Source organism: Rathayibacter sp. VKM Ac-2856, from assembly GCF_013205055.1.
Taxonomy (GTDB): Bacteria; Actinomycetota; Actinomycetes; order Actinomycetales; family Microbacteriaceae; genus Rathayibacter.
This window is the reverse complement of sequence record NZ_JABMLF010000001.1, coordinates 145,535-165,619: the sequence shown is the minus strand read 5'-3', so window position 1 is coordinate 165,619 and position 20,085 is coordinate 145,535. Positions and strand designations below refer to the sequence as shown.

The following is a 20,085-nucleotide window of genomic DNA, read 5'->3' as shown; positions in this document are numbered from 1 at the left end:
CCGGCGTTCCTGCACCGCAACCACGTCGCCGGCTCGAGGGATCCCTGAGTCGGGGTTACTCGACGTCGGCGCGGTCCAGGTTCTGGTCGTCGAAGTCGTTGGTGATGATGGTCAGCGCGGTGAAGGGTGTGATCAGGATGAGGGCTGTGTTCGCGCGGCCCTCGCCGTGATTGACCGTGAGCCATTGCGGTGCGGGAGCCGCGAGCGCAGCGTCCACCTCGGCCTGGAACTCCTCCGCGGTGCGGTTGCTCACCGTGAAGACGGTGCCGTCGCAGAGGATGTCGACGCGCTTCACAGGAGCGCCTCCCCACCGGCGTGACGGACGGACTCGTCCGGCTCGGGGGTGATGTAAAGACCGCCTGCGGAGTTGGCAAGAGTGGTCAGTTCGCCGATCCAGGTGGGATTGATGCGAGGCATGCGTCCGCCGAAGTACTTGTAGCGCAGGGCGTGCGAGGGATGGAGCCAAATCGCGCTGCGACCGTCGCCCATGCTGTGATCATCGCGCCAGCTCAGCAGGAACGACTCGTTGCGCCGCAGCTTCGCGGTGATCACGATCTGCAGATGGGCGAGAACGCGGTCCTCGAAGTCGATCTCGACCGTTCCGTCGTAGTGCAGCTTCCCCATCGGCGTCTCCAGCCCAGTCATCAGGCTGGCAGGCGCGCCACCCCACCGCATTCTCTCTCCCCGTCCAGTCACCATTTCGGGGGAAAGAAACCGACTCGGACTGCTGATATCCACCCCCGCGCTATCAGAGGTGATGTCGCGCAGACCATCGGCGAGCTGTATGGCCGAACGATGATCGAATAGCCGGGCCGGACAGGGCTCTACGCCGGGGAAAGGCTTCGACCGCGCTGCACGCCATCCGTCCGCAAGAGGCTTCTCGCCGCCTAGGAGGTATCGGCAGTAGCGGGAGGACCTCGACGCGACCAGAGGTCGACGAAGGCACGATCCACTTCGCGCCGCGAGTCGACGTCCGGGCAACCGACTACCAGGACGGTCGTGCGGTTCGTAGGCTCGGACTCATGGAACCGCGACCGCTTCCCGACATCGGCGCCCCAGCCACCCGCGCGCTTCAAGAAGCAGGCGTACACGATGTGAACGACCTGCGGCGGGTAGGCCTCGACCACCTCGCGACCCTCCACGGAGTAGGACCCAAAGCGCTTCGACTCCTCCAGCAGACCCTCGACTCCGCCGACGACGCCGTCCTCTGAAAGATCATCATCGGCGGGGACCACAAGTGCTGCGTCACAACGCGACACCTCCGGAGCCAGAACCCATCCGTCACACCCGACGCTCCGAAGATCGACCGCAGGTCCTGATGCCGACAGGGCGGTGTTCGACCCGATCGGACACCGCCCTGCATGCAGAGATCGGCATCGCCCTGGTCATGCCCTCCTTCACGCATGGCGCCGGCCCGCACCGGCAGCTGCAAGAACTCGCCGACGTCCCGATGACCGCCCGTGAGGGATCCCCATACGGACGCAGGCCGCGCGACGAGCAGGCATACTCTTTCCGGGATGTCATCCCCATCCATGCCCCACGAAACCGTCGATGCTGCTGAAGATCGATTGCTGGAGGCGATGCGCGCAAGTGCCGTCGATGCGCTTGGTCGACTGCTCGCACCCGAGCTGATCTTCACGACACCCGAAGGCTCGATCATCAGCCGGGACGAAGATCTCAGAGCACATTCGTCGGGCACGACGAAGTTCGAGTCGATCGCCGAGATCGGTCGCAGCACGCTGGCCGTTGCCGGCGGCGCCCAGACCAGGTCCGTCGTAGACGTCGTTGTGATCGACCACGGCGAACGGATTGAGGCTCGGCTTCACTACGTCCGCGCATGGCAACGAATCGCCGGGCGCTGGATGGTCGTCTCCGGAAGCGCAACACTCGCACCCGCACCGAACGCCTGATCGTTCCGCTGAAGGATCCCCCTACGGAACGCCGGCGCCACGGTCCGATCGTGGCGCCCTCTCAGACGATCGACTGCTCCCATGGTGGCTGCGTGGAAGTGGTGTACCTTCGTCGCCTGACCGATTCTCATCGGAGTGGTCGACCTGTCTCACCGGCGGCGTCGATCCGGGGCTGAAGACCTCCGGCGTCCTCGAAGCCCGGAGGTCCTCCCCTGTCAGTGTCCCCGCGAAGCACCACCGTCGATGTCGACGAGTCCCCCTTCGTCGTCGTGGTCAGCGCAGAAGTGCACCCGAGCGGCGCGGGGTCGGAGCGGTCCGATCCGGTCACATCGCCGCAAGCGCTCGCGCGTCCGAGGACGGGGTACGGCGGAGCGATCCTGTTGGCGCACGGCCGCGTGCTCGGTCCGCCCTCCTCCCCTGGCATCGAGCTCCTCCTGGGGCTGCTCTTCTGGCGCAGCCGCCGCGAGGCCGAGGACTTCGTGGCGGAAGTGAGCGGCACGCGGTCGACGTGGGTCGTGGACGAGGGGATCTACCGGTTCTCCGCCTCGGTGACGGCGGGCCCGGACGACGCGACCCCCGTCGATCCGTTGCGCGCTGCCTCGACGGCGGCCCACGAGATCATCCGACTGGCGCCCGTCAGGGGCAAGCAGGCGTGGATGGCCGAGTACAACGAGAGCGAGACGCGGGACCACATCAGGAACCTCGACGGCTTCGTCTCGACGAGCTTCCTCCGCGATCTCCGGAGCGATCGGATCATCGAGTACGTGCAGTGGCGCTCGGCCGACGATCTGACAGCGGCGTTCGGGGACGAGCGGTTCGCCGAGCACATGAGCGTGAACAGCCACTGCTCCGACGGCGAGGCCTTCCTCTTCGGAGAACGATCGACCGATGCGGCACCCGCCGACGGACCGTCCGACGGCTCGTCCATCCCCTCCGAAACCGACGGCCCTGCCGTCGCCCGGAGCACCGAGGCCCGACCGTGACTCGACTCGAGACCGTGCACGAGATCCTCGGGCCCTGGTCGCTCGCCACCACCCAGCGGTTCTGGGAGGGCTTCGCTCCCAACCGGCTCGCGTCGCAGCCGCAGGCCACGGGCATCCGCACCGCCCTCCTCTGCGATGCCGACTGGCAGCGGGTGGACGTCGTCCTCACCCAGGACGGCTCGTCCGCTCGCATCGCGGTCGAGGGCCCGGGCGATCTGGACGCCGCGATCGAGCAGGTCCGTCGGCTGCTGTCCATCGACATCGACGGGAGAGGCTGGCCCGACGTCGCGGCGCGCGACCAGGTCATCGCGGACGCGCAGGCTCGGCTCCCCGGGTTCCGGCCGTGCGGCTTCTTCTCGCCCTACGAAGCGGCCGTCTGGACGGTCCTGTCGCGCCGGCTGCAGATCCGGCAGGCGGCGGCGGTCAGGACGCGTCTCGCGCAGCAGCTCGGTGACGACGGAGCCTTCCCGTCTCCGGCCGTCCTGCGTGCGGCGTCCCTCGACCTGCCCGACCGCAAGGCGGAGTACCTGCACGCGATCGCCGAGGCCGCCCTCGACGGACAGCTCTCCGGCTCCCACCTGCGCTCACTCCAGCCGGCCGAGGCGTTCGTCCAGGTGCAGAGCATCCTGGGGATGGGGCCGTTCTCGGCCGAGCTCGTCGTGATCCGCGGCGCGAACTTCCCCGACGTGCTTCCGCGGAATGAGGGCAAGCTGAGCGACGAAGTCGCGAAGCGCTACGGCGACGACCGCTCGATCGACGAGATCTCCGAGACGTGGAAGCCGTTCCGCTCCTGGGCAGCGGTGCACCTGCGCGCACTGCGGGCACTCGCGGAAGAGACGAGCGACTCCCGCCCTTCACCGCGGCGCAGTCGAGGGCAGCACCTACCGTCTCAGCGTCCCGCTGACCGATCCTCTAGCTGGACGCTTCACCAGTGACGGCGGGCGGCTGAGCCGAAGCTCCTGCTCGGATCTGCACGAGGGTGAGGTCGAGGAGCGGCGTCGGGACGCTCAGCTCCCGCGCTCGGCGAGCGAGGTCGCCGAGCAGGTGCTCGGCCTCGGTGGGCAGGCCTGCGACGAGGTCGCGGTAGAGCGAGGTCGTGAAGGCGGACCCTGCCTCGGTGAGGATCGCGAGGGACTGCTCGTGCGCCGCGGCGGACACCGGCAGGCCGGCCGCGTCGGCGACGGTCTCCGCCTCCTCGATCGCGTCGAGGATCCACGGGAGGGCCCCCGCCTCGAGGGCCGGGCCGATCGCGCTGCGGAAGAGGCAGGTGACGACGCCCGCTGCGGCGATGAAGACCCACTTCTCCCACAGCGCGGAGAGCACGTCATCCGACACCCGCAGGTCGATACCGGGGACGTCGAGCGCTTCGGCCACGTGAGCCGGCACCGGTGCGTCCGTCAGCGAGCCGATCGTGAGGACCGAGAGCCCGGTCATCTGGCGGACCGCGCCGCCGTCGAGAGTCGCGACGATCTTGGCCGAGCCGCCGAGCACTCGCCCGGGGAACTCGGTCTCCAGCAGGTCGATGTGCGCCATGCCGTTGAGGATCGGCAGCACGAGCGTCTTCTCGGTGACCCAGGCGCGAACATCGGCGACGGCGCCCTGCAGCGCCGACGCCTTGACCGTCACGAGCACCAGATCGAAGGCTGGCGCCTCCTCCCCCACGACCAGTGTCGTCACGTCGAGGGTGCGGTCCTCCGAAGGCGAGACGAAGCGGAGTCCGTCTTTCCGCAGCGACTCGGCCCTGCCGGCACGCACCAGGTAGGTGACGTCGCGGCCGGCTTCCTGCAGACGGCTCCCGAACGCACCACCGGTCGCGCCCGCTCCGAGGATGAGGATCCGCATGGTGATGCCCTTCTGTCGCGACCACGATTCCTCCGAGAGTAGGACGTGGGCGGCACCCTCACGACCAGCCGCAGCGCAATGCCTCTCCGTCCTCTCCGCCGCCGCCCTGGACCTCGCCGAGGTGCCCGCCGACGCCCGGAGCAGGATCCCCCTACGCGACGGCTGCAGACGCGCGGAGATCAGCACTCAGCTACGGCGCCACCGAGCTGACCCCCGCTGCGCGCCGTCGCTGACCCGACCGGCCCCCGACACGATGCCGAGCAGGATCGACCTCACCGCCGCACTCGAAGAGCCGGCGGCTAGGAGCCGGGGAGGACGACGACGTTGGTGAAGCCGCCGGGGCGGTCCCCGACGAACGCGAACGCCTCGTTCACCTGGTCCAGCGGGAACGTCCTGTGGGTGAGCGCGGTCAGGTCGATCACGCCGGTCGCGATCATGCGGATCATCTCGTCGATCTCGGCGGAGGTGAACCACTGGGAGCCGAGCACGGCCTTGTCCTGGACGAGGATGTTCCAGTACTCCTGGCCGACGCGGCCGTCGACGCCGCCGGCGAGGAGGACGGCTCGGCCGCCGATCTTCACGGCGTCCAGGAGCGTGTCGGTGCTGCCGGCGTCGCCGCCGTTGCCGAGGCAGTCGAGCAGCACATCGGCGCCGAGGCCGCCGGTGGCGTCGGTGGCCCAGCCGACGAGGTCGGACTCGTCCTCGGAGGAGACGACCCGCACCCGTTCGGGGTCGAGCCGGCCGACCTGCTCGAGGATGTCGGGGTTCCGGCCGATGCCGAGGACGCGACTGGCGCCCATCCCGAGCGCGATCGCGACGGCGGCGACGCCGAGGGTGCCGGTGACGCCGTTGACGAGCACCGTTCCGCCCTGCGGGAGGTTCCCCTTCTTCAGGCCGGCGAAGGCGGTGCCGATGTAGCCGAAGCGGGCGGCGGTCAGCAGGTCGATGCTCTCGGGGAGCACGGCGATGCTCCGGTCGGCGGCGACGACGTACTCGGACAGGCCGCCGAGCGGGTGCTGGTTGAGCAGCTCGCCGCCGTCGGGCGTGAGGGCGGCGTAGCCGCGGAGGCTGTTGTACTTGCAGAGGTCGGCGCGGCCTCGGCGGCACTGGTGGCAGGTGCCGCAGGTGAGGTGCGGGTCGACGTAGACGCGGTCACCGACCGCGAGCTCGAGCACATGCGCGCCGATCGCCTCGATGACGCCGGACACGTCCAGGCCGAACACGGCGGGCAGGTCGGGAAGGGCGGGGCCGCCGTCCTGGATGATCTTCGCGGCGTTGGGGACGAGGCCGCAGGCTTCGACGCGGACGAGGACGTCGTTCGGGCCGAGGTCGGGCTTGTCGGCGGTGCCGACGTCGAGGGGCTCGCCGGGCTCGACGAGGCGGGCGACGCGGATCGCGGTCATGGTGGTTCCTTCGGGTGAGGCGGGGTCAGGCGGAGACGTTGATGAAGTCGACGAGCGGGCGCACGGTGCGGAAGACGTCGACGATCTCGTCGCGGGCGTCCTCGCTCTGGGCGCGGGTCATCGTGAGGGGGTGGTTGGCGCAGAAGCCCTTCATCCGCAGGTACTCGATCGCGGGGTCCTCGGGGTCGTAGCCGCGAGGGGCGATCTTGAGCGTCTCGGGTGAGGTCAGGCCGTCCGGGAAGGTGCTCGTCATCTCGTCCGATTCGACGACGGCGAGCCACCGGTCGTAGCGGTCGGAGATGCGTCTGCGGACGTCATCGAGCAGGGGCGGATCGGTGGTGAACACTCCTCCGCCGGCGTAGGTGTTGCCGCGCTCGATGTGGAAGTAGTAGCCGGCGGAGCTGGTCGCGCCGCCGACGCTGTTCAGGGAGATGAACGCGTCGGTCTTGTAGGGCGGCTTGCCGCTCTTGTTGAAGCGCATGTCGCGGTGGGTGCGGCTGACGCAGCGCGCCGGGTCCGGGTTCGCGTCGCGCACGCGCGGGTCGAAGTCGCTCGCGGCGGCGATCAGCTCCTGGGCGACGTCGACGAGGTTCTCGCGCATCGCGTCGTACGCGTCGCGGTGCGCCTCGAACCAGTCCTTCGAGTTGTTCTTCTCGAGCTGGGCGAAGTAGTCGTAGGTGGAGCGGTCGATCATCAGGCGTCCTCTCCGATGCTGTCGAGGGGTCCGTTGGGCAGGACGGAGACGGTGACGTGTCCGCCGGGGCGGTCGCCGACGAACGCGAGGGCGTCGTTGACCTCGTCGAGCGCGAAGGTGCGGTGCTGGAGGAAGGAGAGGTCGATCACCCGCACCTCCTTCGGTCCGGGCGCCGGCACGTCGGCGGTGCCCACCTCCAGCGGCTCGCCGATCGCGACCATCCGGGCGACGTTCATGGCGGTCATGTCTCTCCAAGAGGGGTGCAGCTCGACGCAGCGAGCCGGGTGGAAGGGGAACGGTACGAGGCGTACTGATTATTTGTATCGGGCCCGCCATGAAACAAGACAGTGGCGTACCGTTTCTCCCAGCCGGTTCGCAGCAGACCAGGGACTCCCGAGTCCGCGGATCGGTACGATTGAGTACGATTCACGAGGAGGTCCTATGGAGGACACCGATGCCACCCGACCGCGCCGAGGACGCCCTCGCGCCGAGGACGCCGGCGAGGTCGACCGCCGCATCCTCGACGCGGCGACCGCCGTGATCCTGGAGAACGGCTACGGACGCGCAACGATGGAGCAGATTGCCGACGCCGCCCGCGCCGGCAAGACGACCCTCTACAGCCGGTATCCCACCAAGGCCGACCTCTTCGCCGCGGTCGTGACCCGCTCCAACGAGAGCTTCGCGCTCGAGGACCGCTCCCCCGCCTCCGGAGTCGCGCTGAGGGAGCGCGTCATCACCGCCGGCAACGAGGTCGCCGACCTCACCCTGACCCCCGAGAGCATCGCCCTGATGCGGGCGACGTCGGCCGAGAGCGAGACGTTCCCGGACGTCGCCCGCGAGGGCTTCCGTCTAGGGTTCGAGAACTGCGCCCGCCACGTCGCCCGCGCCCTGGCCGACGACGCGACCGAGGGAGCCGTCGACGCGGCCATGCCCCTCGCGAAGCGCTTCGTCGAACTCGCACTGCACCCCCTCTACATGCACGCGTTCTTCGGCACCGACCTGGCCGAGCTGCGCGAGCGCTCCCGCGCCTGCGTGATCGAGGTCACCGACCACCTGCTCGCCACGGCAGCCCACTCGTGACCGTCGTCCTCGGGCTCGTCGGCGGCGAGAGCCGGCCCGACGCGCTGCTCCCGCAGGCCGCCGTCGAGGCGGTGCCGGCCGGCTTCCCCTCCCCCGCGCAGGGCTACTACTCCGGGCCGGTCGACCTCAACCGGCACCTGATGCGCGACCCGACCGCGACGTTCCTCATCCGCGTCAGCGGCGACAGCATGACCGGGATCGGCATCTACGACGGCGACGAGCTGATCGTGGACCGCGGACTCGACGCGCACGACGGTGACGTCGTGGTCGCCGTCGTCAACGCCGAGCTGACGGTGAAGCGACTCCTGCTGCGCGGCGACCTGATCGCCCTCGCTCCCGAGAACCCGGATTATCCGGTGATCACCCTGTCCGAGCTGGACGAGCTGAGCGTCTGGGGCGTCGTGACGCGGTGCCTGCACCGTGTCTGAGCGCCGGCACCTCGCGATCGTCGACGCGAACAACTTCTACGTCTCCTGCGAGCGCGTCTTCGACCCGCGCCTGGAGGGGCGGCCCGTCGTCGTGCTCTCCAACAACGACGGCTGCGTCGTCGCCCGATCGCAGGAGGCGAAGGCGCTGAGCATCGACATGGCCGCCCCGTGGCACAGCATCGCCGCCGAGGCGCGGGTGCACGGCGTCATCGCCCGCTCGAGCAACTACGAGCTCTACGGCGACATGTCCGCCCGCGCCGCCGAGATCCTCAGCCGGTACTCCCCCGAGCAGGAGGTGTACTCGATCGACGAGAGCTTCATCGCCCTCACCGGCACCGTCGCCGAGACCACCGCCCAGGCCCGCGACATCCGCCGCACCCTCAAGAAGCTCCTCGGACTGCCGATGAGCGTCGGCCTCGCCCCCACCAAGACCCTCGCGAAGCTCGCGAACCGCGGGTCGAAGTCGAGCCCGGCCCTCGGCGGCGTCTGCCACTTCAGCGCCTACGACCGCGAGCAGCAGACCGCGATCATGCGCACCGTCCCCAGCAAGGCCGTCTGGGGCATCGGCAGCCGCACCGCGAAGAAGCTCGCGGGCATGGGCGTCCACGACGCCGCCGATCTCCGCGACGCCGACGCCGCCCGCATCCGCAGCCGGTTCGGCGTCGTCCAGGCCCGCGTCGTCCAGGAGCTGCGCGGCATCGACTGCCTCCCGCTCGAGGAGCTGCAGACCGCCCGCGACACGATCCAGCACTCCCGCTCCTTCGCGATCCCCATCAGCACCGTCGCCGAGCTGGAAGAAGTGCTCTCCGTCTACACGCAGCGCGCCGCCGCCCGCCTGCGCAAGCAGGGGTCCCTCGCGCGGAGCATGCGCTGCTTCGCCGCGACCTCCCCCTTCGCCGAGACGAAGCACACCGCCCACCACGTCTCGCTCGCCTTCCCCGAGCCGATCGACGACGCCGGAACCCTCTACCGCGCCGCCGTCTCAGCGCTGGCTCCGCAGTTCGAGCCGGGGCTCAAGTACGTCCGCGTCGGCGTCACCCTCGGCGAGCTCACCCCCGCGGACGAGCACGCCTCCCTCGACATCTTCGGCACCCGCACCGACACGCCCGCGACCAGCGCCGTGGTCGACCTCATCGCCGAGCGCTTCGGCGAGGAGAGCGTCGGCCTCGGCCTCGGCGGCCTCCGGCAACGCCGCGCGTGGACGATGAAGCGCGACATGGTCTCCCCCCGCGCCACCACTCACTGGGAGGAACTCGCCGTCGCGACCGCGAAGTAGCGTCGCGGTGAACCGTCTCGGCCCAGGACGTCGAGCGTCGTCCGTCTGCGCCACCCCGAGACGCGCCAGTTCGCCAGCAGGAGCGGTCGCAGTGCTTCGACGCCGAGAGCGGACAGCGCATCGCTGACGAGCTCGGGGACGCCGTGCTCTTTGCGAAGCACGACGTCACCTCCCTCCAGGACTGGAAGCGCGTGGTCGCGGAGGTCGAGGAGCACTTCGGCGCATCGGTCACCGTCCTGGTGAACAACGCCGGAATCATCGGCCCGGTCGTCTCCACGGTCGATATCGAGGAAGAGGACTCTCTCGAGGTCGTCGCCGTGAACCAGCACTCGCAGTTCTCCGGCATGAAGAGCGTGATCCCCTCGATGCAGAAGGCGGGAGGCGGGACGATCGTCACCATCTCCTCGACAGCCGGAATGGTCTCGATCTCCAAGCTCGTCCTCTTCCTCGCCTCGGAGGACTCCTCTCCGTCAGCGGCATGGAACACGTCATCGACGGCGGCCTCACCGCCTCCTGACCGAGATGAGGTGAGCGGGGAGGGGGCCGGTGAGAACCGAGACCCTCCCTGCCACCATCGGTGACTGCTCGGCGGGCTGACCGCCGCGATGCTGTCGACGGCCCGGGGAGCGACCCCGACACGTGCGCGATCACGTCCACTCCCCGCGGAGACGTGCAGGTCGAGCTCACGTGCGCCTCTTCATCCACGGTGAGAGAGGAATGGACGTCACCTGGATGAGGTTCGGCGTCGACCCAGTGCCCAGACGAGCGCGCCGGCGAGGATCACCGCGCAGGTCAGGCCGGCGACGTGCAGGACGAGCGACGGCACGCCGTTCTCGGGGAGCAGGAAGCCGTACGGCACCCATCCGTCGGTCGCTCCGCGGACGAGCACGACGACGACCCACACGATCGGATAGGGCAGGACGACCCACAGGCGGCGCCACGAGAGCGGTCCGCGGTCGTCGACGGAGATCCAGTCGAGGAGGACGAGCGCGGGGAGCGCCACGTGCAGGACGGCGCTGACCCAGGGCGGGGCCGTCCCGGTTCCCGGAACGAGGGTGTTGTAGATCACGGCCACGACGATCAGGTAGGCCGTCGCCGCGCCGCGGACGTAGCTCAGCCACACCGGAGTCGGACGGCGGGCGAGCGCGACCGATCCAGCGACGATCAGCACCGCGCTCGCGAGAAGGCTGGTCTGGTTCGTGAAGTAGCCGAAGTAGTCGAACGGATTCGGGTCGCCGGCCGCGATGCTCAGCGCGTAGGTGTGGAGGATCACCGCGATCGCGGCTGCGCCGACGGCGAGGCGAGCAGCGCCCACGAACGGGCGGGTCGTTGCCGGGGAGCTCATCGGGTCAGCCTAGGAGCCGTCGGGCTTGAGGATCACGACGACCGACTGACGAGCTGACCCGACCGAGAGGGATGGCCTGCCATCGGCGTCCGGTGAACCACCGGCTATCGGACGCCCTGGGTGGCGCTCATGACCCGTCGACAGCCTGGGTCGATGGTCCTGCTGAGCCGCTCGTCGGACGGCGCTAGCGTGAGACCGGCGAGGAGGGCGTATGCACGCCGAATGGGACGAGTCGTACTTCGACGCACAGCGGGAGGACCCGTCGATCTACTGGGTCTGCTTCTGGACCGGCGACGACGTCGAGCAGTCGGCGCGTCACGACCCGCAGCGGATCACCGGTGCGGGGTCCGTCGCGGAGGTGCTCGAGTGGGTGCTCGAGGTGAAGGAGGAGCGCCGGTTCGAGCTCTTCGTCGAGACCACGGACCGCGCCGAGTCGAGAGCCCACGGTTGGATCGACCACCGCAAGCTCATCCGTCTCGCCGGCGACTTCACGCCGGGAGGCACGACGTCCACCATCTCCTTCCATGCACAAGAGCGACGGAGAAGCGGTCCGGCGATGCAGCGCGAGGTAGGCGGAGTCGTGATCGAGGTCACCTACGCGAGAACCGATGACGCGACTCCGACACCCGACGAGCCGGTCCATGCCTGGACGATCACCCTCTCCGGAGCAGGCATCGATCACACTGCGACCGTCGGCCTCGTCCGCACTCTCGAGGAGTCGGACGACGACGTGTTCGCCAGGGTTCTCGAGGTGGCCGTGACGGAGTACGTCTCCCTGTCGGAGGACACGGATCCGCTCGCGACCCCTGCGATCCGCGAGTGGAAGCGGGCCACCGCAGCCGAACTGCAGGAGCTCGTGGCGACGCTTCGAGCGACGGACAGCTAGCGCCCTCGCCGGTGCACTCGACTCCGGACGTCCGGCCTCAGCCTGCCACCGAGACGAACGGATCGCGACGATCGCGGAACGACCTCCTCGGCCGGTGAGACGGCCGGTGCTCCGTCCTCTGACGGAAACGGACGGTCCGTCATCCCCGAGATCCTCTCCCCAGCGGTGATCACGTCACCGCGCATCCCGAGCGCCTCGAGGTCGACACCCGTCGAGGAGACAGGTCGAGCGCCGGTTCGTCCGCTGCTGGACGTCGATCATCGGGCCCTCGGAGGCGGCGGCGGGGGTGCCCGGCGGGCTCTCCGTCGGGACGGTGGATGTCGGGGGCTGCGTCGGTTCGGCAGGCGTCTCGGCGGAGACGGGGGTCGTGCTCGCGGTGGCGTCGATGGTCACGGGGCCGGAGCGGATCCGCATCGTCGTGGTGGTCTGCGTGAGGCTGACGTCCTCGGCGCCCAGGACGTCCATCAGCCACTGCTCTCGTTCGCCGGCGGCGTCGAGGCAGCCGACGTAGGTCATCGCGGGACCCCCGGTGACGATCCACACGGAAGGCTGCAGACCGGCGTGCTGGATGTCGTAGGTGAGGGTGTTGCAGGGCGCGTCCACGATGAGCTCGTACCGGCCGTCGATTCCGATGATGTGAAGACTGACGGGGTGATCGAGCAGCCCTCCGCCCGATCCTCGATCGCCGGTGACGGCGGTGGTCTCGTAGACGAGCTCGGTCGCGTCGTCGGCGCTGAGGAGCTCACCCGGCACCTGCGACGTCGACGGGGAGCAGGGGCCGGCGGCGGTCGTCGCGCATCCGATGACGACGAGCGCCGCGGAGAGTCCGAGGACGCTGAGGGCGAGGGTTCTCGCGCGTCCGATGGTCACTCGTCGACCCCGGTCCGCGTCGTGGGCGGGTGGGTGCAGTCGACCTCGTCGGCCAGTCCCGTGAAGATCCGGGTCCGGCCGTCCTCCTGGCACACCTGGCTTCCTGCGAGGGAGTACCGGGCGGCGTCCATCCCGTCTCCGTCGGCCACGGCGAGTGCAGCGCACGCCGTGGCGAGTGCAGCGGTGGACCGCTCCCCGGGCGTCCGGATCTCGCCGGACAGGGCGACGCCCTGCCCGGCCTGCTCCCAGCAGGTGACGGGCGCCGCGACCGGAGTGCCGCGCTCCGTCGTCACCGCCGTGAGGACTCCCGCACTGAGGACCGCGCCGGCGATCCCGGCGAGCGTCGCCGCTGCGGCCTGGCCGAGACGTCGGCGGTGGCGGATCCGTTGGGCGAGGCGTGCGCTGATGCGCTCGAGCTGCTCGTCGCTCAGGTCACGACTGTCCATGGTCCTCTGTCCGTTCCGTCAAAGTGCTCGTCACCGATGCCCGCACCCGCGAGAGACGGTTGCGGACCGTCCCGTGGGACAGGCCGAGGGAGCGCGCGGCATCGCTGTAGCTGAGATCGTCCTCGATGCACGCCGTCCAGATCGCGCGGTCCGTCGCGCTCATCTGCTCGACCAGACGCCGCACGTCGAGCAGTCGGTCGCTCGTCTCCGCGTCGACTCCGCGAGAGGCGAGGTCGTCGGAGAGGGGCTGGTGGCGTCGGCGCTGCTCGCGGCGATTGGTCGAGTGGCTGCGATTCCGCGCCGTCACCAGCAGCCACGGCAGCACCGACTCCCCCGCGATCCGCACGCTTGAGCGGCGCTGCCACAGCAGGAAGAAGCTCTCCTGCACGACGTCCTCCGCATGGCCTGCGTCCAGGAGGAAGCCTCCCGCGGCCCGATGGACCGCGCGGCCGTGCATCCGGAAGAGAGCATCCAGCGCCGAAGGGTCGCCGCCGCGAAGACGATCCATCAGCGTCGCCTCGGCATCACCGACCATTCGCTATCACCCCCTCAGTAGTGAATGCCCTCAGAGCACGGATTCGTCTCAGACCCCGCGAGCGAATATCGCCGGTTTCGCGATGCGTCTGCGGACGATCGCAGCGGCAACGGCTCGAACATGCTTTGCTCAACCGAACGGAGCACGTCGCTCCACTCGCCGGGAGTCCGCATGCCTCGCTCCATCGCACTGCTCCTGCTCGCTGGGACGATCGCCTCCACCCTGGTCGGATGCACCCCCGGCAGCGAGCAATCGAGTTCGACCCCGACGCCGACCCCGACCCCGACCCCGACGCTGGTCGCCGAGGTGGAATCAGGCGAGTATCGAAGCATCTCCTTGTCCAGCGCCGCGTCCGGCGACTTCACGGCGCCGACGGACCGGATCGACCTCACGATCACCAGCGACGGCGCCGGCGCCGGTGCCGGTGCCGGTGCCGGTGCCGGCGACTTTGGGTTCGAGAACGGCTGCTTCTTGCAGACAGGTTCGTTCGCCTTCGAGAACGGCGTCCTGACCATCACCCGCATCATCACCTTGCTCAGTGGGTGCGTGGCTCCCGCCGGCGCCGCCGGATCCTTCTTCAGCGAACTTCTCGCCGAGCCCGTCACCATCACACGCTCGGGCGACACGATCATGTGGACGAATCCACTGGGCGAAGCCGTCTTCATGGAAGCTCCGTGACCCACGAACCGGTGCATCTTCGAGCGCCAAGGCTGTCTTCGTCACGAGCTCCTCGCGACGAGCGGGTGGCCCTCGATCGGTCGTCGTGAGTGGTCTACTGATCTCGATCCGGGGGGAAGATCGATGAACAGCACTGTGCAACGGTCGGGATGGGCGAGCTTCTGGGACCACGGGCGGTGGTGGAAGGCGCTGATCCTCGCGGTCGGGTATCTCGCGATCTACGAGCCGGCGTCACTGCTGATGGCACCGTTCGTGCCCTTCATCGGAGACGCGGCTTCCGCGAGCTACGTCGTCGTCCTCTTCGTCGTCCCGGTCCTCATCGGCAGCCTCGTCCTGGTCGGCTTCGGCGCGAGCGTCGGCTGGCTGAGGAGCACGTTCAAGCGGCAGACGCTTGGCGGAGGCGGCTGGATGTGGATCGCGATCGCCGTCGTTCTGCTGTTCAACCTGATGCGCTTCGCGAGCGTCGACTACGCCGCCGCCGGAGTCGACTGGGTGGCCGCCTGGCTGCTCGCCGGACTCGTCATCGGCTTCTCCGAGGAACTCCTCACCCGCGGATACGTCGTCCGGATCATGCGCTCGTCCGGTCGCTCCGAGATCGCCGTCGGCCTGGTGTCGGCTGCCCTGTTCGCCCTGCTGCACGCGACGAACCTCTTCGTCGGCCAGCCACTCCTGCCCACGCTGCTGCAGATGCTCTACACCTTCTTCTTCGGGTTATGCATGTACCTCGCACTGCGCGTGACTCGGACGATCGTCGCGCCGATCCTGCTGCACGCCAGCACCGATCCCAGCATCTTCATGCTGGGCACCTATCCGGCCACCGGCACCCTCACCTCCTTCGCCCAACTCGGGAACATCGTCGTGATCCTGGTCGGAGCGGTCCTCCTCGTCGTCTTCCTCCTCACCGAGCGCCGAGCCGGTCGTCGCGCCGGCCCGGCGCAGCACGACGCCGCGCAGATCTCCTGACGGCCGCCCACGGGGGAACCTCCGCCGGCCCCTCCCCGTACAGGACGGCCGACCGGCACTGGCGTGAGCCGGCGAGGGGGAAGAGGTCAGAAGGCCGGCGGCGGCAGCAGGCCCGCCTGCTGCTGGAAGGTGAGGGTGTCCTCGAGGTGCCAGTCCTCGACGATCCGCCCGCTCGCGCCGATGTGCTGGATGTCGATCGCGCCGAACTCGATGGGCCGGCCATCACCCTGGACTCCGCTGGAGACGCCCGTGAAGTGGCCGGTGAAGGTCAGGCGCGCGGTGAAGGTGTCGCCCGTGACGTAGAGGTCGTCGAGCGTGCACGCCAGGTCGGGCACCGCCGCGCGGAACTGCTCCGAGGCGGCGATCGGCCCCTCGGTCCCCTGGGGTCGCCCCTCCGGAAGGGTGCGGTCGAGGAAGGAGTCGTCGACGGCGAGCTCGAGCCAGGTCGCGTCGCCCGTGTTCCAGAAGGAGTAGAGCTGCTGCGCGCGGAGGACGACGGGGCGGCTCGCCTCGACGCTCGAGTCTCCCAGATGGACGGTTTCAGGCTGCACGAGGCCGTCGTCGCGGCTCACCGCCGCGACCGGGTCCTCGGTCGCGACCGTGCTCGCGCAGCCGGCGGTGGCGAGGAGCGCGGCGAGTCCGACGGCGAGGAGGGGTGCGCGGCGGTTCATGCGAGCCGCCCGCCGCCGTCGACGTGCAGCGTCGTCCCGGTCACGAACGTGTTGTCCATCGCGAAGCGCACGGCGGACACGATGTCGCCGACCGAGCCGATCCGGCGAGCAGGGTTCCCGGCCGCGGTCTCGGCGAACATCGCCGACTTCTCCTGCTCGCCCAGCGCGTCCCAGGCGCCGGAGTCGATGATCCCCGGCGAGATCGCGACCGCCCGGACCGGGGCGAGCTCGACCGCGAGCGCCTCGACGAGGAAGGAGACCGCTCCGTTGGTCGTCGCCATCACCGCGAGGCCCGCCGACGGCTTCCAGGCCGCGACACCGGAGAAGAAGAGGAAGCCGCCGCCCGGCCGGATCGAGGACGCGAGGTGCTTGGCGAGCAGGATCGGGCCGATGACCTTCGCGTCGAACGCGGTCACGACGGCGTCGCGCTCCAGCTCGCGGACAGGGCCGTTCGCGTGCGCCGCGGCGAACGAGACGACGAAGTCGAGGGGCCCGAGATCGACGGCCGCCGCGATGCTCCCCTCGTCGGCGAGATCGATCCGGACGGACCGGAGCCGGCCGCCCCACTCCCCCGCGTCGTCGCCGAGCGCCTCCGGGTGACGACCGCCGACGATCACGTCGTCACCTCTCGCGAGCAGCTCGCGCACGAGAGCGCGGGCGATGCCTGATCCCCCGCCGACGACGAGCACGCGGTTCTTCTTCTCGTTCATGGTGCCTCCCTGTCGAGGAGCCGGTGCGGCTCCCTCCCTCGAGACAACCAGGGGACGGACACCGTCAGTCCATAACCGACCGTCGCTCGTCGAAGGCCGGGCATAGGGTTCGTCTATGCCCAGTCTTCGAGCCCTCGAGGTGATGGTGACGCTGGCGCGGGTCGGATCGATCGGCGCGACCGCTCGCGCGCTGCACCTCTCGCAGCCCGCGGTCTCCCACCAGGTCGCGTCCCTCGAGCGCGAGGTCGGGGTGCCCCTCGTCGACCGGAATCCGGCCGGCGCGACTCTCACCCGATACGGGCGTGCGCTCGTCGATCACGCCCGCCTCGCCGTCGACGCCGCCGAGCGCGCCGTGGGGGCCGCGCGGACGGCGGACGCCGAGGAGCCGATCCGGCTCGCCGTCGCCGAGAGCTTCACCCTGCCCTTCCTCGTCCCCGTCGTCACCCGGTGGAACGCGGACGGACGCACGCCCCTGCAGCTCGTCGAGACGACCAGTGCCGCCGTCTCGATCGACGACCTGCGCGCCGGCCTCCTCGACCTCGTCGTCGTCCCCGGTCCGGCGACGGTGGACGGACTGCACGTCGAGCGCCTCGGGATCGAGGAGATCGTCGTCGTCGGCCGGACCACCGGGGACGTCCCGGCCGGCCGGCTTCCCGTGGCCGAGCTCGGCGCGGCGGGTGGCCTGATCGGCGTGGACGCGTCGAACGGGTACGGCGCCTGGCTGGCCGAGCAGCTCGCCGGCGCCGGAGTGCTCGTCTCCTTCGCCCTCCAGACGCGGTCCGTGCAGCAGGCCGCCGCCCTCGCCTCCGCGGGCTTCGGGGTCGCCCCCGTCCCGCGGAGCGCCCTCGGGAACGGGATGGTCGCCGTCGGACTGCACCCGCCGCTCGAGCGCTCCGTCCTGGCCATCACTCGCGCCTCTCCCGACGAATCCGTGACCGCCCTCGTCGAGGCCTTGCGCAGCAGGATCTCCTCCGCGACCCGTGCGTGACCCCACCGCCCCCTCGCTTCCGGACATTCATGCACACCGTCGATGCCGTGGTCGTCGGACCCGGCGCTCGCGGGCGGATGATGGTTGGGTGAACCGCACCGATCGTCTCTACGGGCTCGTCGAGGAGCTGCGCGCGGTCTCGCCCCGGCCGCGGAGTGCGCGTCGTCTCGCCGAGCGGTTCGAGGTGTCGGTGCGGACCATCGAGCGCGACCTGTCCGCGCTCCAGCAGGCGGGTCTGCCGATCTGGGCGGAACCCGGCCGCACGGGCGGCTACGTCATCGACGCGTCCGCGACCCTCGGTCCGGCGGGATTCACGCTGGAGGAGGCCGTCGCGGTGCTGGTCGGCCTCAGCGCGCTGCGGCGCAGTCCGTTCCGGCACGCAGCCCGGACCGCCGCCCGGAAGACGCTCGCGGTCCTGCCGGACGGTGAGGCCGCCCGAGTCGGCGCGGTCGCCTCGCGGGTGCACTTCCTCGAGAGCGAGGAGGAGGCGGTCGTTCCGGTCGAGTTCGCGGCAGCCCTCCGCGCGGATCGTGTCGTCCGCCTCCGCTACCGCGACAGCAGCGGCGCGGAGTCCGTCCGCGACGTCGAACCGCTGGGCTCGATCGGGAAGGAGGAGCACTGGTACCTGATCGCCTGGTGCCGGCTGCGCGAGGGGGTCCGGGCTTTCCGCGGCGACCGGATGCTGTCGCTCGAGGTGACCGACGAGCGGCCTCCGCCGCGCACGCTGCGAGCCGAGGACCTCGCGCTCCAGTACGGACGACTGCGGTCGGTCGTCGACGACTGATCCGGCGCCGAGGATCTCCCGAAAGAACCGACGATCTCCGGAAACACCGACAGGACGGTGTCGCGACGACCGACGAGCCTGGTGCAACAACCTCACCCCCTCCACTGAAGGAGCCCCATGTCGTTCACCTCCCTCCGCATCGTCACCGACGACCTCGAAGGCCTCGTCGCCTTCTACGAGCGGGTCATCGGCCGACCGGCCGAGCGCCCGGCGCCGGTCTTCGCCCAGTTCGCCGGAGCGGGCGCCACCCTCGCGATCGCCCACACCGCGACCGTCGCGATGCTCGGCGGCGCCGTCACCCCCGCGTCGAACCACTCCGTCCTGCTCGAGTTCGAGGTCGCCGACGTCGACCGTGCCTTCGCCGAGCTCGGTCCCCGGACCGAGGACGTGGTGCTCGCGCCGACCACCATGCCGTGGGGCAACCGCTCCGCCCTCGTCCGCGACCCCGACGGCAACGTCGTCAACCTGTTCAGCAGGCCCGCCTCCTGATCGGCCGCACGTCAGCGCCCGCTCCGATCCCTCACGGTCGTAGCGAGAACAGCTCCTGGGGAGTCGTGCCGAGAGCGTCGCAGACGAGGGTGAGCGTGGTGAAGCGGATCGCCTTGGCGCGGTTGTTCTTCAGGATCGACAGGTTCGCCATGGTGATGCCGGTGCGCGCGGACAGCTCGGTCAGGGTCACTCCGCGCTCGGCGAGGACCGCGTCGAGGTGGCAGACGACGCGGTGGGATCCGCCGTCCTCGTCCGGGGAGTCAGACGACGCCATCGACGTCCTCCTCGAGTCGCGCTCCCGCCCGGAACGCGATGGTGAGCGCGGCGGCGACCAGCCCGGCGACGACGACGGCGACCGGCCACTGCGGCAGGTTCGTCCCGATGCTCTGGTAGTCACCGCCCAGGAACGCGTCCCGCTCGTCCGGCGTCACCTGCCCGGCGCCGAACAGCAGCCCGATCCGCGTGTTGAGGTAGGTCGTCGCGGCCGTGTCGGCCAGCCCCTGGGCGATTCCTCCGGCCAGCAGGGCGATGCTGAGCCGACGCCAGCTCGTGAGCACGAACGCATCGAACGGACGCGCGAGTGCGACGCCGCGGAGCGCGCGGAGCAGGAAGACCGTCGCGAGCACGATCGTCACCGCGTGGAGGACCGCGGGCAGCGCGGAGAGCAGGCGGAGCGACAGGTCGGCGTCGGCGAGAGTGCCGGAGGCTCCCTCGCTCAGATCGGCCTGCAGGAGCTGCGGCAGGTGACTCAGCGGCAGCCGGCCGTCCGCGCCCCCCATGGCGAAGAGCACCCGGCCGGTCGTGATCGTGATGACCCGAGTCGCGTCGGAGACGACGGTGAGCGTGGCGACGATCAGCAGCACCGCCCGGACCAGCCGGAGCAGGAGCGGCCGGTCCCGAACCCGTCCACTGGCGATCGCTGTCGAGTTCCCCATGACGTCCCCTTATCGATGATCGATGTTATCGATTAACGATATGAAGCCTCAGCGGTCGGCGCAAGTGCGGTCGAGTCCCGACGGTCCACCGTCTCACGCTGCCGCCGACGAAGAGCTTCGTCCAGGTGCACAAGTCCGGCGGCGATTCTCGGTGACCCCGGTGTAGGCG

Annotated in this window: 27 protein-coding genes and 1 pseudogene; 13 read left to right on the top strand and 15 right to left on the bottom strand. The window is 70.0% G+C overall.

Translation table 11 applies throughout. The annotated features are described in order from the left end of the window. Nucleotides 1-55 precede the first annotated feature (55 nt). The 3 genes from HQQ82_RS00800 to HQQ82_RS00790 all read right to left on the bottom strand — a co-directional run bounded on the left by HQQ82_RS00800 (nt 56) and on the right by HQQ82_RS00790 (nt 1,235). Nucleotides 56-295: a hypothetical protein gene (locus HQQ82_RS00800; RefSeq protein WP_173231208.1), complete on the bottom strand. Its 240-nt coding sequence runs from the start codon at nt 293-295 to the stop codon at nt 56-58. Continuing rightward, nucleotides 292-624, bottom strand: a complete 333-nt coding sequence (locus HQQ82_RS00795; RefSeq protein ID WP_173231207.1) for an ATP-dependent DNA ligase — start codon at nt 622-624, stop codon at nt 292-294. Before HQQ82_RS00795 ends, HQQ82_RS00800 begins: the two co-directional genes overlap by 4 nt. A gap of 263 nt (nt 625-887) precedes the next feature. After that, on the bottom strand, nt 888-1,235 hold the full coding sequence (locus tag HQQ82_RS00790) for a hypothetical protein (protein WP_173231206.1): 348 nt from the start codon (nt 1,233-1,235) through the stop codon (nt 888-890). 297 nt (nt 1,236-1,532) lie between these two features. Between HQQ82_RS00790 and HQQ82_RS00785 the strand changes: the two genes are divergently transcribed. The 3 genes from HQQ82_RS00785 to HQQ82_RS00775 all read left to right on the top strand — a co-directional run bounded on the left by HQQ82_RS00785 (nt 1,533) and on the right by HQQ82_RS00775 (nt 3,828). Then, nucleotides 1,533-1,910: a nuclear transport factor 2 family protein gene (locus HQQ82_RS00785; RefSeq protein ID WP_173231205.1), complete on the top strand. Its 378-nt coding sequence runs from the start codon at nt 1,533-1,535 to the stop codon at nt 1,908-1,910. A 380-nt stretch (nt 1,911-2,290) separates the two neighbouring features. Next, nucleotides 2,291-2,893: a hypothetical protein gene (locus HQQ82_RS00780; protein ID WP_173231204.1), complete on the top strand. Its 603-nt coding sequence runs from the start codon at nt 2,291-2,293 to the stop codon at nt 2,891-2,893. Then, complete coding sequence (locus tag HQQ82_RS00775; RefSeq protein WP_216848118.1) at nt 2,890-3,828, top strand: DNA-3-methyladenine glycosylase; 939 nt, start codon at nt 2,890-2,892, stop codon at nt 3,826-3,828. The genes HQQ82_RS00780 and HQQ82_RS00775 overlap by 4 nt, the downstream gene beginning before the upstream one ends. Here HQQ82_RS00775 and HQQ82_RS00770 read toward each other — a convergent pair. The 4 genes from HQQ82_RS00770 to HQQ82_RS00755 all read right to left on the bottom strand — a co-directional run bounded on the left by HQQ82_RS00770 (nt 3,806) and on the right by HQQ82_RS00755 (nt 7,077). Continuing rightward, nucleotides 3,806-4,735: a 2-dehydropantoate 2-reductase gene (locus HQQ82_RS00770; protein ID WP_173231203.1), complete on the bottom strand. Its 930-nt coding sequence runs from the start codon at nt 4,733-4,735 to the stop codon at nt 3,806-3,808. The two genes, HQQ82_RS00775 and HQQ82_RS00770, sit on opposite strands and share 23 nt — an antisense overlap. Nucleotides 4,736-5,034: 299 nt before the next feature. Beyond that, on the bottom strand, nt 5,035-6,138 hold the full coding sequence (locus HQQ82_RS00765; protein WP_173231202.1) for an alcohol dehydrogenase catalytic domain-containing protein: 1,104 nt from the start codon (nt 6,136-6,138) through the stop codon (nt 5,035-5,037). A gap of 25 nt (nt 6,139-6,163) precedes the next feature. Beyond that, nucleotides 6,164-6,832, bottom strand: a complete 669-nt coding sequence (locus tag HQQ82_RS00760) for a DUF2461 domain-containing protein (RefSeq protein WP_173231201.1) — start codon at nt 6,830-6,832, stop codon at nt 6,164-6,166. Continuing rightward, a complete protein-coding gene (locus HQQ82_RS00755) occupies nt 6,832-7,077 on the bottom strand; it encodes a hypothetical protein (protein WP_173231200.1) in 246 nt (81 codons plus the stop codon). Before HQQ82_RS00755 ends, HQQ82_RS00760 begins: the two co-directional genes overlap by 1 nt. A gap of 196 nt (nt 7,078-7,273) precedes the next feature. On the opposite strand from HQQ82_RS00755, the gene HQQ82_RS00750 reads away from it, so the two are divergent. The 4 genes and pseudogenes from HQQ82_RS00750 to HQQ82_RS00735 all read left to right on the top strand — a co-directional run. Further along, nucleotides 7,274-7,912 (top strand): TetR/AcrR family transcriptional regulator, encoded by a 639-nt coding sequence (locus tag HQQ82_RS00750; protein ID WP_173231199.1) that lies wholly within the window; start codon nt 7,274-7,276, stop codon nt 7,910-7,912. A 44-nt stretch (nt 7,913-7,956) separates the two neighbouring features. Next, entirely contained in the window at nt 7,957-8,340 is a 384-nt protein-coding gene (locus HQQ82_RS00745; protein ID WP_216848252.1) for a LexA family transcriptional regulator, read from the top strand. Further along, a complete protein-coding gene (locus tag HQQ82_RS20445; RefSeq protein WP_173231197.1) occupies nt 8,333-9,616 on the top strand; it encodes a Y-family DNA polymerase in 1,284 nt (427 codons plus the stop codon). The genes HQQ82_RS00745 and HQQ82_RS20445 overlap by 8 nt, the downstream gene beginning before the upstream one ends. Nucleotides 9,617-9,732: 116 nt before the next feature. After that, nucleotides 9,733-10,197, top strand: a pseudogene (locus HQQ82_RS00735) (SDR family NAD(P)-dependent oxidoreductase); the annotation flags it as partial. Between the two features lie 143 nt (nt 10,198-10,340). Here the strand turns inward: HQQ82_RS00735 and HQQ82_RS00730 are convergent. Further along, the gene (locus tag HQQ82_RS00730; RefSeq protein ID WP_173231196.1) at nt 10,341-10,961 is read right to left on the bottom strand and encodes a Pr6Pr family membrane protein; all 621 of its coding nucleotides are present in this window, start codon (nt 10,959-10,961) and stop codon (nt 10,341-10,343) included. A gap of 211 nt (nt 10,962-11,172) precedes the next feature. On the opposite strand from HQQ82_RS00730, the gene HQQ82_RS00725 reads away from it, so the two are divergent. Beyond that, entirely contained in the window at nt 11,173-11,847 is a 675-nt protein-coding gene (locus HQQ82_RS00725) for a hypothetical protein (RefSeq protein WP_173231195.1), read from the top strand. A 174-nt stretch (nt 11,848-12,021) separates the two neighbouring features. On the opposite strand, the gene HQQ82_RS00720 is transcribed toward HQQ82_RS00725, so the two are convergent. Genes HQQ82_RS00720 through HQQ82_RS00710 form a run of 3 tightly spaced genes read right to left on the bottom strand, consistent with a single transcriptional unit; the run spans nt 12,022 to nt 13,671 of the window. After that, complete coding sequence (locus HQQ82_RS00720; protein WP_173231194.1) at nt 12,022-12,717, bottom strand: hypothetical protein; 696 nt, start codon at nt 12,715-12,717, stop codon at nt 12,022-12,024. Beyond that, on the bottom strand, nt 12,714-13,163 hold the full coding sequence (locus HQQ82_RS00715; protein ID WP_173231193.1) for a hypothetical protein: 450 nt from the start codon (nt 13,161-13,163) through the stop codon (nt 12,714-12,716). Before HQQ82_RS00715 ends, HQQ82_RS00720 begins: the two co-directional genes overlap by 4 nt. Continuing rightward, nucleotides 13,150-13,671, bottom strand: coding sequence for an RNA polymerase sigma factor (locus tag HQQ82_RS00710; protein WP_173231192.1), 522 nt, complete (start codon nt 13,669-13,671; stop codon nt 13,150-13,152). Before HQQ82_RS00710 ends, HQQ82_RS00715 begins: the two co-directional genes overlap by 14 nt. A 198-nt stretch (nt 13,672-13,869) precedes the next feature. Between HQQ82_RS00710 and HQQ82_RS00705 the strand changes: the two genes are divergently transcribed. Together HQQ82_RS00705 and HQQ82_RS00700 are read left to right on the top strand one after the other, a co-directional pair. Continuing rightward, nucleotides 13,870-14,376 (top strand): hypothetical protein, encoded by a 507-nt coding sequence (locus HQQ82_RS00705; RefSeq protein ID WP_173231191.1) that lies wholly within the window; start codon nt 13,870-13,872, stop codon nt 14,374-14,376. Between the two features lie 123 nt (nt 14,377-14,499). Continuing rightward, nucleotides 14,500-15,339 (top strand): CPBP family intramembrane glutamic endopeptidase, encoded by an 840-nt coding sequence (locus tag HQQ82_RS00700; RefSeq protein WP_173231190.1) that lies wholly within the window; start codon nt 14,500-14,502, stop codon nt 15,337-15,339. 86 nt (nt 15,340-15,425) lie between these two features. On the opposite strand, the gene HQQ82_RS00695 is transcribed toward HQQ82_RS00700, so the two are convergent. Then, entirely contained in the window at nt 15,426-16,010 is a 585-nt protein-coding gene (locus HQQ82_RS00695) for an ester cyclase (RefSeq protein WP_173231189.1), read from the bottom strand. After that, nucleotides 16,007-16,720, bottom strand: a complete 714-nt coding sequence (locus HQQ82_RS00690) for an SDR family oxidoreductase (RefSeq protein ID WP_173231188.1) — start codon at nt 16,718-16,720, stop codon at nt 16,007-16,009. The genes HQQ82_RS00695 and HQQ82_RS00690 overlap by 4 nt, the downstream gene beginning before the upstream one ends. Before the next feature lie 115 nt (nt 16,721-16,835). On the opposite strand from HQQ82_RS00690, the gene HQQ82_RS00685 reads away from it, so the two are divergent. The 3 genes from HQQ82_RS00685 (at nt 16,836) to HQQ82_RS00675 (ending at nt 18,981) form a co-directional block, all read left to right on the top strand. Then, nucleotides 16,836-17,708 (top strand): LysR family transcriptional regulator, encoded by an 873-nt coding sequence (locus HQQ82_RS00685; RefSeq protein ID WP_173231187.1) that lies wholly within the window; start codon nt 16,836-16,838, stop codon nt 17,706-17,708. A gap of 88 nt (nt 17,709-17,796) precedes the next feature. Then, nucleotides 17,797-18,492 (top strand): YafY family protein, encoded by a 696-nt coding sequence (locus HQQ82_RS00680; RefSeq protein WP_173231186.1) that lies wholly within the window; start codon nt 17,797-17,799, stop codon nt 18,490-18,492. Nucleotides 18,493-18,609: 117 nt separating this feature from the next. Continuing rightward, entirely contained in the window at nt 18,610-18,981 is a 372-nt protein-coding gene (locus tag HQQ82_RS00675) for a VOC family protein (RefSeq protein WP_173231185.1), read from the top strand. A 31-nt stretch (nt 18,982-19,012) separates the two neighbouring features. On the opposite strand, the gene HQQ82_RS00670 is transcribed toward HQQ82_RS00675, so the two are convergent. Next, nucleotides 19,013-19,255 carry a helix-turn-helix transcriptional regulator gene (locus tag HQQ82_RS00670; protein ID WP_173231184.1) on the bottom strand — a complete coding sequence of 81 codons (243 nt, stop codon included), beginning with the start codon at nt 19,253-19,255 and terminating at the stop codon, nt 19,013-19,015. Then, on the bottom strand, nt 19,242-19,916 hold the full coding sequence (locus HQQ82_RS00665) for a hypothetical protein (RefSeq protein ID WP_173231183.1): 675 nt from the start codon (nt 19,914-19,916) through the stop codon (nt 19,242-19,244). Before HQQ82_RS00665 ends, HQQ82_RS00670 begins: the two co-directional genes overlap by 14 nt. Between the last annotated feature and the right edge of the window lie 169 nt (nt 19,917-20,085).

Coding starts and splice junctions, on each gene's coding strand:
- HQQ82_RS00795 (WP_173231207.1), bottom strand. CDS start 624: ATGGGGAAGCTGCACTACGACGGAACGGTCGAGATCGACTTCGAGGAC.
- HQQ82_RS00785 (WP_173231205.1), top strand. CDS start 1,533: ATGCCCCACGAAACCGTCGATGCTGCTGAAGATCGATTGCTGGAGGCG.
- HQQ82_RS00770 (WP_173231203.1), bottom strand. CDS start 4,735: ATGCGGATCCTCATCCTCGGAGCGGGCGCGACCGGTGGTGCGTTCGGG.
- HQQ82_RS00765 (WP_173231202.1), bottom strand. CDS start 6,138: ATGACCGCGATCCGCGTCGCCCGCCTCGTCGAGCCCGGCGAGCCCCTC.
- HQQ82_RS00760 (WP_173231201.1), bottom strand. CDS start 6,832: ATGATCGACCGCTCCACCTACGACTACTTCGCCCAGCTCGAGAAGAAC.
- HQQ82_RS00755 (WP_173231200.1), bottom strand. CDS start 7,077: ATGACCGCCATGAACGTCGCCCGGATGGTCGCGATCGGCGAGCCGCTG.
- HQQ82_RS00750 (WP_173231199.1), top strand. CDS start 7,274: ATGGAGGACACCGATGCCACCCGACCGCGCCGAGGACGCCCTCGCGCC.
- HQQ82_RS00730 (WP_173231196.1), bottom strand. CDS start 10,961: ATGAGCTCCCCGGCAACGACCCGCCCGTTCGTGGGCGCTGCTCGCCTC.
- HQQ82_RS00725 (WP_173231195.1), top strand. CDS start 11,173: ATGCACGCCGAATGGGACGAGTCGTACTTCGACGCACAGCGGGAGGAC.
- HQQ82_RS00715 (WP_173231193.1), bottom strand. CDS start 13,163: ATGGACAGTCGTGACCTGAGCGACGAGCAGCTCGAGCGCATCAGCGCA.
- HQQ82_RS00710 (WP_173231192.1), bottom strand. CDS start 13,671: ATGGATCGTCTTCGCGGCGGCGACCCTTCGGCGCTGGATGCTCTCTTC.
- HQQ82_RS00705 (WP_173231191.1), top strand. CDS start 13,870: ATGCCTCGCTCCATCGCACTGCTCCTGCTCGCTGGGACGATCGCCTCC.
- HQQ82_RS00700 (WP_173231190.1), top strand. CDS start 14,500: ATGAACAGCACTGTGCAACGGTCGGGATGGGCGAGCTTCTGGGACCAC.
- HQQ82_RS00695 (WP_173231189.1), bottom strand. CDS start 16,010: ATGAACCGCCGCGCACCCCTCCTCGCCGTCGGACTCGCCGCGCTCCTC.
- HQQ82_RS00690 (WP_173231188.1), bottom strand. CDS start 16,720: ATGAACGAGAAGAAGAACCGCGTGCTCGTCGTCGGCGGGGGATCAGGC.
- HQQ82_RS00685 (WP_173231187.1), top strand. CDS start 16,836: ATGCCCAGTCTTCGAGCCCTCGAGGTGATGGTGACGCTGGCGCGGGTC.
- HQQ82_RS00675 (WP_173231185.1), top strand. CDS start 18,610: ATGTCGTTCACCTCCCTCCGCATCGTCACCGACGACCTCGAAGGCCTC.
- HQQ82_RS00670 (WP_173231184.1), bottom strand. CDS start 19,255: ATGGCGTCGTCTGACTCCCCGGACGAGGACGGCGGATCCCACCGCGTC.
- HQQ82_RS00665 (WP_173231183.1), bottom strand. CDS start 19,916: ATGGGGAACTCGACAGCGATCGCCAGTGGACGGGTTCGGGACCGGCCG.